General features: G+C 55.4%; 9 protein-coding genes. 5 read left to right on the top strand and 4 right to left on the bottom strand.

Features of this window, described 5'->3' with window-relative positions:
* Nucleotides 1–65: 65 nt before the first annotated feature.
* On the bottom strand, nucleotides 66–248 hold the full coding sequence (locus HDF15_RS01125) for a hypothetical protein (RefSeq protein WP_221314221.1): 183 nt from the start codon (nucleotides 246–248) through the stop codon (nucleotides 66–68).
* Nucleotides 249–625: 377 nt separating this feature from the next.
* On the opposite strand from HDF15_RS01125, the gene HDF15_RS01120 reads away from it, so the two are divergent.
* The 3 genes from HDF15_RS01120 to HDF15_RS01110 all read left to right on the top strand — a co-directional run bounded on the left by HDF15_RS01120 (nucleotide 626) and on the right by HDF15_RS01110 (nucleotide 7,653).
* On the top strand, nucleotides 626–4,162 hold the full coding sequence (locus HDF15_RS01120; RefSeq protein WP_184252436.1) for a TonB-dependent receptor: 3,537 nt from the start codon (nucleotides 626–628) through the stop codon (nucleotides 4,160–4,162).
* Nucleotides 4,163–4,314: 152 nt separating this feature from the next.
* The gene (locus tag HDF15_RS01115) at nucleotides 4,315–6,048 is read left to right on the top strand and encodes an alpha-glucosidase (protein WP_184252435.1); all 1,734 of its coding nucleotides are present in this window, start codon (nucleotides 4,315–4,317) and stop codon (nucleotides 6,046–6,048) included.
* A 258-nt stretch (nucleotides 6,049–6,306) separates the two neighbouring features.
* Nucleotides 6,307–7,653 carry a tannase/feruloyl esterase family alpha/beta hydrolase gene (locus tag HDF15_RS01110; RefSeq protein WP_260330752.1) on the top strand — a complete coding sequence of 449 codons (1,347 nt, stop codon included), beginning with the start codon at nucleotides 6,307–6,309 and terminating at the stop codon, nucleotides 7,651–7,653.
* Nucleotides 7,654–7,862: 209 nt separating this feature from the next.
* Here HDF15_RS01110 and HDF15_RS01105 read toward each other — a convergent pair whose 3' ends face one another.
* The 3 genes from HDF15_RS01105 to HDF15_RS01095 form a co-directional block, all read right to left on the bottom strand.
* Entirely contained in the window at nucleotides 7,863–8,555 is a 693-nt protein-coding gene (locus HDF15_RS01105) for a Crp/Fnr family transcriptional regulator (protein ID WP_184252433.1), read from the bottom strand.
* A 283-nt stretch (nucleotides 8,556–8,838) separates the two neighbouring features.
* Nucleotides 8,839–9,477, bottom strand: coding sequence for a PAS domain S-box protein (locus HDF15_RS01100; RefSeq protein WP_184252432.1), 639 nt, complete (start codon nucleotides 9,475–9,477; stop codon nucleotides 8,839–8,841).
* A 564-nt stretch (nucleotides 9,478–10,041) separates the two neighbouring features.
* Entirely contained in the window at nucleotides 10,042–11,697 is a 1,656-nt protein-coding gene (locus HDF15_RS01095) for an IPT/TIG domain-containing protein (RefSeq protein WP_184252431.1), read from the bottom strand.
* A gap of 366 nt (nucleotides 11,698–12,063) precedes the next feature.
* On the opposite strand from HDF15_RS01095, the gene HDF15_RS01090 reads away from it, so the two are divergent.
* Both HDF15_RS01090 and HDF15_RS01085 read left to right on the top strand, forming a co-directional pair.
* On the top strand, nucleotides 12,064–12,483 hold the full coding sequence (locus HDF15_RS01090) for a serine O-acetyltransferase (RefSeq protein WP_260330751.1): 420 nt from the start codon (nucleotides 12,064–12,066) through the stop codon (nucleotides 12,481–12,483).
* Complete coding sequence (locus HDF15_RS01085) at nucleotides 12,480–13,799, top strand: glycosyltransferase family 4 protein (protein ID WP_184252429.1); 1,320 nt, start codon at nucleotides 12,480–12,482, stop codon at nucleotides 13,797–13,799. The genes HDF15_RS01090 and HDF15_RS01085 overlap by 4 nt, the downstream gene beginning before the upstream one ends.
* Nucleotides 13,800–13,809: the final 10 nt, after the last annotated feature.

The raw sequence follows: 13,809 nt of genomic DNA, 5'->3' as shown, positions 1-13,809 counted from the left end.
TGCAGGCTCACCGGCCTGCGGAGTGTGGTTGTCAATGACAACCTGTCCGGTGCGTGGCCCCGAGGTCAGTTCCCTGTCGCGATCTCATACTCTTTCAACGAAGAGCCGGAGGACTCCGGAGTATTGAGGGCGCGATTTGCCAGAAAGAGGAGAAGCTTGCTGGAGGTTTCGGCTCCAAAGAAGACCGAACTGCGAATGATCTTTTCAACCTGCGCCATCATCCGCTGGGAGTCTTCGACCGATGACATGTAAACAGCCGCACCCGCCATATGGACTTCTTTCAGGAATGGCGATTCTAGCAGTGCGCAGAGGGACTGTCCATGCTCCTAAAAAGTTGTGCGCTCTCCTGTTCCTGTTCTGCCAGCGCCCCCATCAAAAACATGTTACATGTGATGTAACTTCAACATATCTTATTGAAGAATAACGACTTGATGGATAGGAAAAGCTACATACTACGAGAAACTTCCCCATGCTTGCGTGTTCCGATAAAGATGCTCTTCGCACGATAACAGTAGATCCAGCCGTAGTCGGAACCATGATGATACAGGTCTGGAGTTCCGGTTGAATGGTTCAACCGGGAAGCTTCTCTTGTTCTGGTGTGGAACTTTTTGAGGAGGCACGCCAAATGATATTCAAAAAAGGTATTTCCACCGGCTTATACCTGATGCTTGCGCTGGTCCTGTGCGCCGGCAACCGGGCCAGGGCACAAGCGGTCTTCGGCTCAATCTACGGCACAGTCGCCGACAGCAGCGGTGCTGCCATCCCAAACGCCACGGTAACTGTCACCGACGTCGACAAAGGTATCAACCAGACCGTTCAATCCAATGAGAGTGGAAATTACCGTATCGACCGTCTGGTTCCCGATACGTATATGGTCAAAGTCTCGGCTAACGGTTTCGCCGATGTAGAGACGAAGGGAATTGTAGTCACGGCAAACGGAGCGCCCAAGGTCGACGAGACCCTGTCGGTCGCCGGAACCAGCCAGCAGGTCACGGTCACGTCCGCGCCCCCAGCCCTCCAAACCGATTCCGCACAGATCTCCGATCGAGTCGACGAAAAGACGATCGCCAATCTTCCCAATCTGACCGGCAACTTTATGCAGACTCAGGCGCTGACAGCAGGGACCTCTCCGTCGACTGGCAACAACAGTGCCTCGCAGGATCCCCAGGGATCGGCGAGTTATTCGATCAACGGCCAGAACTTCGGCACCCAGAGCTGGATATTGGATGGAACGGACGACCGCGACCCCGTGCTCGGTATCATCGTCATCAATCCGACCCTGGACTCCGTACAAGGCATGCAGGTGCTCACCCAGAACTACAACGCAGAGTTCGGAGGCGCTTCGGGAGGCATCATCACGGCAGAGACGAGGTCCGGTAGCAACGCCCTCCATGGTGATGTCTACTTCTATCGCTACTCGGATGCCCAACAGGCCCGCAACCCCTTCACGCAGTTTCAGCCCAATCCTTTGACTGGCAGGTACCTGCCACCCAATGTCTACGCTCGATTTGGCGGTTCGATCAGTGGGCCCATTATCAAGAATCGGACGTTCTTCTTCGCGGATTATCAGGGGACCCGGCAAAAGAGCGGCCAGAGCCTGCTCGTCAACGTGCCCACCAACCTGGTGCGCAGTACCTGTCTTTCTCCTACATCGACTATGTGCAACCTGAGTGAGTATCTCGGCTCGGGGAATGTGGGGCAGGTATACAACCCAATCACCGGAGTGGCTTACGCAGGCAACATGATTCCCACAAGCCAGCTTGCACCCCAGGCCGTTGGGCTCCTTTCAGAGTTGCCGGCTCCTAACGTCGCGGGAGCAGGAACCGCAAACAACTACGCCGCATCCGGATTCGGCCCCAACAATGCAAATCAGGCAGACATTCGCCTCGACGATCAGACGACGCAGAAGATGCACACGTTTGCCCGTTACGACTATGCGCGCTACACCCTGAGCGGATCCAATATCTTTGGGGCGGCCGGAGGCGTTGGATTGGACGGCTCCTACTTTGCCGGAACCGACTGGTCGCAGGACCAGAGTGTTTCAGCGGGATTCGATATGGCGCTGACCCCCAAAATGGCGACCGACTTCCGCTTCGGCCTGATGAAATACCAGGTAAATCAGAATAAGCCTGACATCGGCGCAGAGCCTGCGACGACCCTTGGCATTCCGGGGCTGAATACTGGAACGCTGGACACCTCAGGAAATCCCGACTATCTCTTCAACAGCGGTACGTTGACCAATCTGGGAGCGAACGTCACCTACAACGGCACCCAGATCTGCAACTGCCCGCTCAAGCAGAGCGAGCACGAGTACCAGGTCACAAACAATTGGACCCGCACAGCCGGCAACCATACGATCCGTTTCGGTGGAGATATTCGTTATGCGACGCAGCTCCGCAGTGCGAGCGACACCAATCGCACCGGCGTGCTTCAATTCAATGCATCGAGCACAAGTTCCTCCGGCCTGCCGGGCACAGCGTCGGCGGGTTCTGGTGGTCTCGATCTTGGAACGGCGCTGCTTGGCGACGTCACGAGCTTCCAGCGCTTCATCGTCTATAACAACGCTGCAGCCAGCAACCAAAAGCGCATGGCCTACTATGGACAGGACACTTGGCGCGTCACGCCTGCATTGACCCTGACCTATGGTCTGCGCTGGGAGTTGACCTTCCCCGAAACGGTGAACGCCGCGGGCAATGGCGGTTTCGTAAACCTGAGCACAGGATATGTGCAGGTTGCAGGAGTTGGCGGCATCGGCACCAACGGTGGCGAAAAGATGGATTACAAGAACTTTTCTCCGCGTGTAGGCATTGCCTATAACGTCAACCCAAGTCTGGTTCTGCGGGCCGGAGCGGCGATCATGTACGACTCCGAAGGGTTCTACGGAACGCTGTTCGGAACGGCGCTGACGGAAGATACGCCCGTCTACACAACCCAGAGCCTGACAGCGGCGGCGTCCTTTGGCCCCAACGGCTCCGTCTTCAACCTGGCCAACGGCCCCACCCTGCCTGCGCCTCCGGTGGTTCCACCGAATGGACTTATTCCTATGGCGAATAACACAAGCTATCCCTCGGTTCGCCCCCTGACTCTCGAGCTTGCCCGGGTGGACCAGTGGAATGTCAGCCTGCAACAACAGATGGGATCGCGACTGACCGTCGATATTGCCTACGTCGGCAACCTGGCGGAGAGAACCTATCCCGGTACCACCGAAGGGTACAACCTGAATACGCAGCGTCTGCCGACGACTCCAGCGGAACTGGGAAATGTGAACGCTCGCATGCCCCTCTTCAACCGTTTCAACAACAATGGCGTGGTCTGCTGCAACACCAGCCTTAACAGCGTTGCACCCTCCGCTCACGCCAACTATAACGGCTTGCAGACATCCCTTAAAGAGCAATTGAGAGGCGGGCTTTCGCTCAATGCTAATTACACCTGGTCCAAGGCCATGAATAACTCGGGAACCTACTTCAATCAGGACCCTGCGTTGACCTACTCTCGCAACGACCTGAACCGCACCAATGTCTTCAACTTGTACGGTGTATATGACCTGCCCTTCGGTCATGGGCAGAAGTACGCGGGCGGCGCGAACAGGCTCGTGAACTATGCCATCGGCGGATGGGAGTTGAGCGGAACTTCAACCTGGATGAGCGGTCTGCCCTTCACCCCGACCTATGCGGAGTGCAATGCCGACGAAGATGTCGATACCAGCGTCAGCAGCGGTGTTCTCTGTCGCCCGAACGGCTCGCCAATGAGCCTTCCTCATGGGGCGCAGGCGTTCAACACTGCCACGCACACGGTTACGTTCTTTACTCCCGTCGCTCCTTTGAGCCAGAACGGTTCGTCCTCAGGGCCGTTTCAGAGACCGGCCTTCGGCATCGTCGGCAACTCCGGAAGGAACTCTTTTACGGGGCCGCGTGAGTTCCTGGCAAACGCTTCGCTGTCCAAGACGTTTCCGATCACTCAACGTGTCAATGGGCAGTTCATCTTTCAGGCGAGCAATCTCTTCAACCATCCTGCGCTCAGTCTGCCAACCGCCAGCAATGAAACGAACGGTCCCTGTATCGACTGCTCGCTTAGTGCCGGTGGAACGCCGGGGCAGATCGTAGGACTCGACCAGAATGTGAACATGCGGCAGTTGCAGTTCGCGGTGAGGGTCTCGTTCTAGCAACCCTGGAGTGGGGAGCCGGATCATTCCCGCTTCCCACTCCTCGCGCAAACACCGCGAGGAATGGCGCCCTCCTTCGTGTCAGAAAATTCTCACTGGTGTTACGCGGTCTCGGCTTGGAATAGGCCTGCATAAAGATAGAGGTGAAAACAATGAAATTGAAACAGACGGCAATCCGGCGATTTGTGTTGCGCCTTTTTACCTTCCTACCGGCTTTCTTTCTAGGAACAGCAGCCGTTGCACAACAGCCGTCTGTTCTGCCCGATTCGCATGACGAGTGGTGGAAACACGCTGTCATCTATGAGATCAATCCCAAAAGCTTTCAGGACTCTAACGGCGACGGTGTCGGCGATATCAATGGCATCGCATCGCGCCTGGATTATCTGCACGATCTCGGAATCGATGCTATCTGGATCTCGCCGATGTATCCTTCGCCCGGCATCGATAACGGCTACGATGTCTCGGATTACACAGCGATCGACCCGCTTTACGGAACGATGGCCGACTTTGAACGGCTCGTGGCAGAGGCCAGGAAACGCGATATCCGCGTCATCATGGACTACGTCATCAACCACACCTCCGACCAGCACCCGTGGTTCAGGGAATCCCGCTCCTCGCTCACCAATCCAAAACGCGACTGGTACATCTGGCACGACGGCAAGCCCGGGTGGGGGCCGCCCAATAACTGGCAATCCTGGTTTGGCCACTCTGCATGGACCTACGATCCGGCCACGAAGCAGTTCTACTATCACTATTTCTACGTTCAGCAACCCGATCTGAACTGGCGCAATCCGGAAGTACATAAGGCGATGGAAGGCGTTCTCGATTTCTGGCTGCAACGCGGCGTCTCCGGCTTTCGCATCGATGCAGTTTCCCGGCTGTTTGAAGATCCCCAACTGCGTGACGATCCCTACCTGCCGGGCCGGAATGCCTATGGCGACCGCAATATCGAGCACAAGTACACCGATAACTTTCCAGAGGTAAACGATGTGCTCAAGGAACTGCGCCGGACCGTCAACAAGTATCCCGGCGATCCCGTCCTGCTCACAGAAGCGGATGAGCCGAACATAGCCGAACTGACGAAGGTCTACGGCAACGGCGACGAGATACAACTCCCGATGGATTTTCAGATAGCGGATGTCAACAAGCTATCTGCACCCATCTTTCGACGACTCTTCGATGAGGTTGAAAACAATACCGCTCACGGACAGCCTGAGTACTTTTTCAGCAATCACGATCAGCCTCGGCAATGGGACCGTTATGGCGACGGCGTACATAACGATCAGATCGCAAAGCTGCTGGCTACGCTTCTGCTAACGACGCGCGGAACCCCGCAGATGTACTACGGTGAAGAGCTTGGGATGAGAACCACCGATCCTGCTCGGAAAGAAGACGTGCGCGACCCCATCGGCAAGTTGGGCTGGCCCAAAGAAAAGGGGCGCGACGGCGAGCGTACTCCGATGCAATGGAGTGCCGCTCCTGAAGCTGGATTCACCTCGTCGAAGGAGCCCTGGCTGCCGGTTCCTCCGAGCGCGGCCACCTACAACGTAGCCGCGGAAGAGCGGGACCCTGAATCCATCTTCAATACCTATAAGACCCTGCTTGCGCTGCGTAAGTCGGTGCCCGCTCTGCGGGACGGTACGCAGGAGTCCATCGATCGCGATGATCCGAACACCTTTGCGTATCTGAGGAAGAGCGACCATTCCACGGTGGTGATAGCGCTCAACATGAGCGCGCAGACGCAGCACCTTTCACTGAGAGGGGATGTGCATGCTCATTCCGCAAAAGTTCTTTATGCATCGCCGTCGACCAGCGGAGAGAACTTTTCGCTGGAGCATATAACGCTCGCACCGTTTGGGGTTCTTGTGGCGGAGTGCGTTCAGTAGCTCATTTTGCTTTGTTCGTGCTGCATTGACTTTGAAACAAGTCGAAGTTTGTGACAACAGGAACCTCATTTGCTCTGGCGGCAAATCACGAGATATATAGTTCTGTGTATGTTTACTGGACGCAAGCCCTACAAGATTGTTCTATTTCTCATGATGCTTCTGCCGGCTGCGCTATACGCAGAACCTTGTGAGAGGCTTCTGCAACTCGTTTCGCCGAAAGTATCAATCACGTTTGCAAAGATTGTGGAAGCTGGCAACTTGACTCCTGCTGGAAGCGAAAATGCGCTTCGCGATCTGCCATCTTTCTGTCGTGTCGCTGCAGATCTGAAGCCGACTTCCGACTCAGACATTCGCATCGAAGTATGGCTTCCCACCGTACGCTGGAACGGTAAGTTTATCGCCGTAGGCAGTGGCGGCTGGGGTGGCTCCATCTCCTACGGAGAGATGGCCGACGCGCTACGTCGAGGCTATGCAACAAGCGCCACCGACGATGGCCACACTGGCCCAAGTGCTTCGTTCATTGTTAACCATCCGGAGAAGCTCATCGATTTCGCCTACCGCGCCGATCATGAGATGACCGTCGAAGCGAAGACCCTCATCCATGCGTTCTACGGTCGTGACCCGCGCTACTCTTTTTGGAACGGCTGCTCTGGCGGAGGACGCGAAGGTCTGCTGCAGGCCTCCCGTTATCCGGATGAATTCAACGGCATTATCGCGGGCGATCCAGCCAACATCCGCCGAAACTCCTGGGCGCTCGAGTTGGCTGTTCAGACTTTTAAGGATCCTGAAGCCTATATCCCCGCGGCGAAGTACCCCATGATCCATCGCGCTGTTCTTGAGGCCTGCGATGCAAAGGACGGATTGAAGGACGGGCTAATCGAAGCTCCAGAGAGTTGTAATGTGGACTTCAAGAGCTTGCAATGCAAAGCGGCGGACGGCATCGATTGCCTTACAACACGTCAGGTCCAAACCGCCCAAACTATAACGAGTCCCGTTGCGACCAGGACAGGGCAGATTCTATTTCCACGGGTGGAGCCGGGAACTGAACTTCGCTGGGGCCGCCTCGCTGGTGGGCCTCAACCAGCGGATCTGTTTCTGGATGAGTTCCGCTACGTTGTGTACCAGGATCCCAATTGGGACTGGCGCACCTTCGACCTTGAACGTGATTCTGCCAAGGCGCACGCAATCGATAAGGATATCGACGAACTCAATCCAAACCTTACAGCGTTCGCGAAACACGGCGGGAAGCTGCTCCTCTATCACGGCTGGGCCGACCAGCAGGTAGCCCCGGGCTCTAGCGTTGAGTTCTACAAGGCGGTGCTGGAAGAGAGCAAAGTTACAGAACAAAACTGGGTCCGTCTTTTCATGGCGCCCGGCATGGCACACTGCTCAGGTGGCGAGGGCCCCGATAATTTCGACAAGATCAACGTGATGGAGCAATGGGTGGAATTAGGCAAGGCTCCTGAGCAGATCATCGCTGCCCACAAGACTGCGGGTAAGATCGACCGGACCCGCCCTCTCTGTCCCTATCCTCAGGTTGCCCGCTACAAGGGTGTTGGCAGCATCGACGAGGCATCGAATTTTAGCTGCTCTTCGTCTCGCTAGATCGGAGCGCAGATCGCTCGGACCTGGCTTAGATCCATGCGCGAGACGATGCTCTAGAGCAAATCTCCTGTTAGCGGGGAGTTGAATCGGGCGTGCAGTGCCGTTTTCTGGCGAAAAACGGCCATAAGTGCCGTGGTTTCGCTATACACCTACAGGAGATTTGCTTTAGCCGTGTGCTGCCGTCACCGTTGTGGCATGAAGAAACGGGCTCATGACGTGGCATACGCTTCAAGAGCCGATGGATTCAGCACCGTGAGAGCAATTCCGTGGACCGCAATGATTTTGTCCCTTTGCAGTTGTCCCAGAGCTCGGGTCATGGTTTCTCGGGACGTTGCGGTCATTGCCCCAAGGTCGTCATGAGTAAATGTCATTTTAATGAAGGCTGCGGGGACCGGAAGTTTCGCATTCGTGGCGCTCCAACTAAGGATTAGCATAGCTAGTCGACTTTTCGCAGAGCTGGATAAGGCAAGCATCCTGGCATCGTCGAAGGCTGCCTTATAGTCGCGTACCAGCGACTTTGCGGCTGCAGCGCCCGCTTCCTCATAACGGTGGAGCATTTGATCAAAATCTTTGCTTTTTAGAACACGAACAGAAGACGGTTCCAATACTTCGGCCGTCACCTCAAATTCTCCCTTTGCAAGTGCGGCACTTATACCCAGGACCTCGCCGGCCTGCGCAATGCGGAGAATCATGGTTCGACCATCTTTCGAGGACGCACAAAGCTTGACCTTCCCAGAACAGAGGAAGTATACAGCGTGACTTTGATCGCCTTCGCGAAAGATGATGCTTCCCTGGGGATAGCTGAGTTCTGTTGAGGACTCTTCCAGGAATGCTTGTGCGTCGGAACCGAGACTACAAAACGGATTCTTCCCAAGTTGTGGGCAGTTGAGACATTTCAGCATAAGAAACTCCCGAGTTCGGCCTGAACTGCAGAAACATTGTGGCTAAAAACGTACTGTCAGCACTCGTTTGCTCTGCAATGGAAGCCGAATGTCCCACCAGGAAGGGGTTGGGGAGGATTGTGTCCACAAACTCTTCTAAGAGTAAAAATCCCTCTCTTTGTCTGCTGGTAGGCCAGATTCTACTATAAGCAACAGTCAACTTACACTATAAGCAACAAGAAAAGCATACAAATTCCTATTATTAACAACGCTAATTTGGGTTGTTTGGATTTCTATCTAATTTTTATTGCTTAATTTGTTTAGGTATGATAGCTGTTTCCGAGAGTTGAGGGATGGCCTCCGTTAGAGCGCGTACCCGGTCTTCACTCTCTTGCAGTCTCTTGCGAAGGTAGTCCCGTTCTGTAACGTCTCGCCGGATCGACACAAAATGAGAAAACCACCCATTTTCGTCCTTCATCGGCGCTATCGATAGATCCACGTTGAATTCGCTCCCATCTTTCCGATAGTTGACGAGTTCTATTCGGATTGACTCCCCACAGGTCAACGCCTTGCGGATACGGTCGAGAGCAGCCCGATCGGTCTTTGGTCCGTGGAGCATGCGCGGTGAGCGTCCAAACGCTTCATCAAAGGTGTAACCTGTTGTCTTCGTGAAGGTCTCATTTACGTATACGATGCGCGGCCCCGGCGGATCGAGTTGGCCGGCTTCAGTCACGATGATTGCATCGTGAGCGTGTTCAACGGCAGAGACTAAGACTTCTAGGGCGGGTGATGCTTTCTGCAGAGCCTGGATTGCCTTGGAGAATCGTTCATTCTCGTTTTCCGAGAGAGTGGCCGCCCGCTCCCCTGCTGGCTCAAGAAGTTCGTCTGGGCTGTTAAGTCGCTTTTTGATTGCGTCTACATTGATGTTGAGTCTATTGCTCATTGTTCGTCAGCTTTCTCTCTAAAGCCGCCCAGCACTATTCGTAATTCGTACATGCGCTGGATAGAGCGCGTTCGATCGTGGGCGCTGCAGGGTATTTCTTTTTGATTGCGGTTGTTTCCAAGCCCAGTTTTTCATCCCGGTTGTGAGGGGCCAGCGTAACGAAGCGTCGGAGTCGTCTGCTGCGCGAGCCTGATCGGCTATCTGAGCTGCATTCTACGGCAGGCGAAGAGAGAGGAAACAATCAGAATTCGGCAATATGGCTTCAAATTCGGCAATATGGCTTCAGTGGATGGAGTAAAGCATTACCTGTCATTCCCCAATCCTCATACTACTCGACCGGTCATGCAGTGATCTTTGTCACAATCTCGATCCCCTCGTCATGTGCTTGATGGGCTTTCGAGAAGATATATTGAGTTGGATCGAATAAACTTTCAGGCGCACTGCGGCGGATATGGCCCGAGTCGTACCCTTTCAGGTCGATCAGCAGGCGCCGATACCATTCGTTTTGTGCAGAGGAGAAGTATCCACTTTCCGCTCGCCGAAGAGGCTGCGGCGCACGGCGGTCTACTCGTAGGCGCCGATGGACGGGGCGGGACTTCGCTGTGTCCCGATGATGTCGAAGATAGATACCCGAGTCATCGTCCCCGCGGCATGGGCGGGAGATCCTGCCTGCAGGGCGAAGCCGGTTGCCGATACCAGGCGTGGAGCAAGAATGACTGGTTGTGGATCGAACCTGGGTGCAGGTCCCGCTCCGTACCATAGATTGTTGGTGCCGCTGACTCCTGTGCTGTTCGGTTCGATGTACGGCTGAGCGGCACTGGGCTGCATGCAGATGTTGTTTGTAAGGACGAGAGATACCCCTGGGCTGACCACGCCAAAGCAGCCGTTCTGGTGGCCGATGGTGTATTCGCCGGCGTCGACAACCGTGTTGTTGTAGGCGTAGACGGTGCCGCTCGCTCCTGGCGAGGCATCGGAGTTGATGGCGATGCCGGCTTCGTTTGCGGTTCCATAGGGATTTGAAGCGATAGCGACGTGCGTGATTACGTTGTTGTAGGCCTCGACGGTGCCTGCGGATGGATTGACCGAGGCGAAGCTGATAGCGTCGCAGTAGCCGCCGGCGATCTGATTGTCATGCACGTGCAGATCGAAGAGGTTGGCGCCTGTGGTGGCGTGGAAGAGGACACTGCGGCAGTATCCCAGGAAGTTTGCACCGATGTTGTTCCACCCGAACTCCACGTGATTGGCATTTGAAGAGAAGTAGATGGCGTGATAAGTCTTGTCGACGTTACCCCCGGTGTCATGGACATTGTTGCCCTGGAAGACCCAACTGTCGGTTGGGGTGTCGGTTTCAGCAAGGATGCAGGCGGCTCCTCCGACGCCGGTTGGAGGTGAGGGACAGGACAGGCTGTTGTTGATGATGCGTACATTCCCTTTCTCAGCGTCGATCGCGGAGACCTTTCCAACGATGGTGAGATCCGCGATGGTGAGATAGGAACCCCAGCCATGAACGCCGTCTGTGACAGAGGTGCTGCCGACGTTGACGGTGCCACCGGGGAATCCAACGATGGAGAGCTGTTTGATGGGCGAAGTGCCACCGATATCGGTCGATAGGACTGCGCTATATCCGCGTCCATCGTCGAAGTTCACAACGGCTCCAGGTTCGAGGTAGATGACAGTGTTTTGTTTCGGAGGGTGTGAGTCAGTATCGGTGACGGAGTTAAAGGCAGCGCGCCAGGTCTTGAAGGGCGTGGCAAAGGTTCCCCGGTTTGAGTCTGATCCGTTTGCAGCGACGAAGAGGATTGTTGTGGGGGTGACGGTGAAGGGTACGCCATTCGAATGGGCACCAGCGACGTCGACATGGATGTCTCCGGTCTTTGCGGCTGGTCCCAGCTGGGCAATGATTTGATTGTTGGTCCAGGAGCAGAGCCTGCAATTCGTGATGAGTTTTCCGCCCAACGTGAGCAGGCTTGAGCCTTGCGACGAACCAAAGTTCGCCCCGAAGATCCGAACGTAGACGCCGTTTCCTGTATCTCCGCCGGTGTTCGAGCCGACGTTGATGTCGGTGTAGTTGATGTGAGGCGGACTTCCTGTGCTGGTCGTGCCGCTCGTGTCCGACGACATGGCCAATGCGCTGGGGTGGATTACCCTTGCGCAACTCGCAATGAATACGATGAGCACGAATAGGGGTAGGACATCCCCCCGGTAAGAAGTGATCCGCATAAGTCTCTCACCTGTTCCGCTGCAGGTTAGCGGCCAAAGAGCTCAATACGGCGGTCTCACCGAATAAAAAGATCGAGTATTGCGAAACATAGTAGAGGAGAGAGGATTCGGCACGTCACTTGCAGAACTTCAAGTAAAGATCTCCGCTAAGGATGTTGTTACATCTCGCGGTCGAAGACTCTGAGAGGCCCTGAAGTTATAGGAGTACGGCTTACGATGCTGAATGACTTTAAGCAGGATATGTCTCGCTATCGTGCCTATGGAGAAGGTACTTGCACGATTTTGCGCAATCCTGCGGTGTGGTGCATATTCTGGTATCGCTTAGGACGAGTCATTTATAGAAGAGACAGATCGAGAGTCTTTTCAATGCCGTTCCGTATTCTGCATTCCGCAGGGGCTTTAGTTCTTGAGGTTTTGTTGGAGATGAGGCTGAATGTGGGAGCGAAGATTGGTCCGGGGCTACTGATTGCGCATGCAGGAGGTATCACCTTGCATCCCGAGGTCGTGATTGGGAAAAACTGCGATCTCGCGCATCGGGTGACGATGGGAACGCGGGGCGTCGGCGGCATCGGTGTTCCCATCGTTGGAGATGGCGTGTTCATCGGCACGGGTGCTGTGCTCATAGGGCCGATCATCGTGGGAGATGGAGCGAGGATCGGAGCGAACTCGATGGTGAATCAGGATGTGCCTGAGTATTCGACGGTAATGGGAGTGCCGGCGCAGGTGGTGAGCCAGAGACAAACGCCTGTCGTTACAAGTGTTTTATCGACGGGCGGTGTGAATTGAACGCTGGGACGGACGCTCGTCCTGTGCTACTGTTTGCGGCGCCTTACTTTCCGCCTGTCTACTATGGTGGCGTGGTGCAGGTATATCTTGGTTTGCTGCAGCGGCTTCCCGGCTATCGAATCGTAGTCGTAGCTGACCGCCATGGTTTGCGTGACGAAGACGCGACCGGGTGGGATGAGATCGCGCGACGCGACTTCGGATTTGAGGTAAGAAGAATCGACGCCTTTGAGTTTCATCTGCGCCACGCGGCGGGGAAGAGGCGCGGACTGCGGGATCTCCCTTTGGTCGGCTTGCTTGTGCAACTGTATGGATTCTTTCAGCGCGGCCGAAGCGAATGGGACGCCCTGGTGCGGGAGTTGCAGCCGGATTTGATTGTGTGCGGAGGAACCTACTCGGCGGCATGGTTAGCGATGCGGCATTCAGAGGGGACGCCGATGGTGAACTATTTGCATGGGGAAGAACTGACGATGCAGGTGCGTCCGGCGGTGCTGATGCATTGGATGCGATGGGTGCAGATGCGCTCTCTGCGGTCGGCGGCCTTGAACATCGCGGTCAGCGACTACACCGCTTCGCTAAGTTGTGAGTTGTCAGGCTGCGATCCCCACAAGATGAAGTTGTTGGCGAACTTTGTGGATACACGAAGGTTTCGTGTGCCGGAGGATCGAACGGCCTTGCGGCGAGTGATCGGGTGGGAAGACAAATGTGTGATCCTGACGCTCGCGCGGCTGGACCCGCGAAAGGGGATCGATCAAGCGCTGCGAGCTTTGGCTCATCTTCATACGGCGAACGGGCTGCCTGAGAACTGGATTTATGTCATCGCCGGGCGCGGGAAAGAACAGGGGAATCTAGTTCGTCTGGCGAAGGAGTTGGGGATCGAAGGCCGAGTCGACTTTAGGGGATTTGTGGAAGACGATGCGGTTGCCGGGCTCTACCAGGCCGCGGACCTCTTTCTGCAACCAAATCGCGAGATCGATGGCGATACAGAAGGTTTTGGAGTGGTTTTTCTAGAGGCGAATGCCTGCGGTCTTCCCGTGATTGGTGGAACGGCAGGAGGGACCGCTGCTGCGATCGAGGACGGAATCACCGGGCTGCGTTGCGATGGGGATTCCGTCGAGTCGATTGCTGCGGCCGTTCATAAACTTTGTACTGACTCTGAACTTCGTAGCAGGATGGGACGAGCGGGTGCGAAGAGAGCGGTGGAGGAGTTTACGGTGGAGCAGGCCGCGAAACGTTTCGAAGCCATGTTGAAGGGATTACTGGAAGATCGAGGAAAGCTGCAACTGGCTCCAGCTGCGGATGCGCTGTCGCATTCTTAGACCCCTATTA

This window comes from Granulicella mallensis (assembly GCF_014203225.1).
GTDB classification, from domain to species: Bacteria; Acidobacteriota; Terriglobia; order Terriglobales; family Acidobacteriaceae; genus Granulicella; species Granulicella mallensis_A.
Note: the sequence above shows the minus strand (reverse complement) of the source record. Positions and strands in the feature narration are given on the sequence as shown.

Excerpts from the sequence above, each read along its gene's own strand:
- HDF15_RS01125 (WP_221314221.1), bottom strand. The coding sequence starts at position 248 with ATGTCATCGGTCGAAGACTCCCAGCGGATGATGGCGCAGGTTGAAAAG.
- HDF15_RS01120 (WP_184252436.1), top strand. The coding sequence starts at position 626 with ATGATATTCAAAAAAGGTATTTCCACCGGCTTATACCTGATGCTTGCG.
- HDF15_RS01115 (WP_184252435.1), top strand. The coding sequence starts at position 4,315 with ATGAAATTGAAACAGACGGCAATCCGGCGATTTGTGTTGCGCCTTTTT.
- HDF15_RS01105 (WP_184252433.1), bottom strand. The coding sequence starts at position 8,555 with ATGCTGAAATGTCTCAACTGCCCACAACTTGGGAAGAATCCGTTTTGT.
- HDF15_RS01100 (WP_184252432.1), bottom strand. The coding sequence starts at position 9,477 with ATGAGCAATAGACTCAACATCAATGTAGACGCAATCAAAAAGCGACTT.
- HDF15_RS01095 (WP_184252431.1), bottom strand. The coding sequence starts at position 11,697 with ATGCGGATCACTTCTTACCGGGGGGATGTCCTACCCCTATTCGTGCTC.
- HDF15_RS01090 (WP_260330751.1), top strand. The coding sequence starts at position 12,064 with ATGCCGTTCCGTATTCTGCATTCCGCAGGGGCTTTAGTTCTTGAGGTT.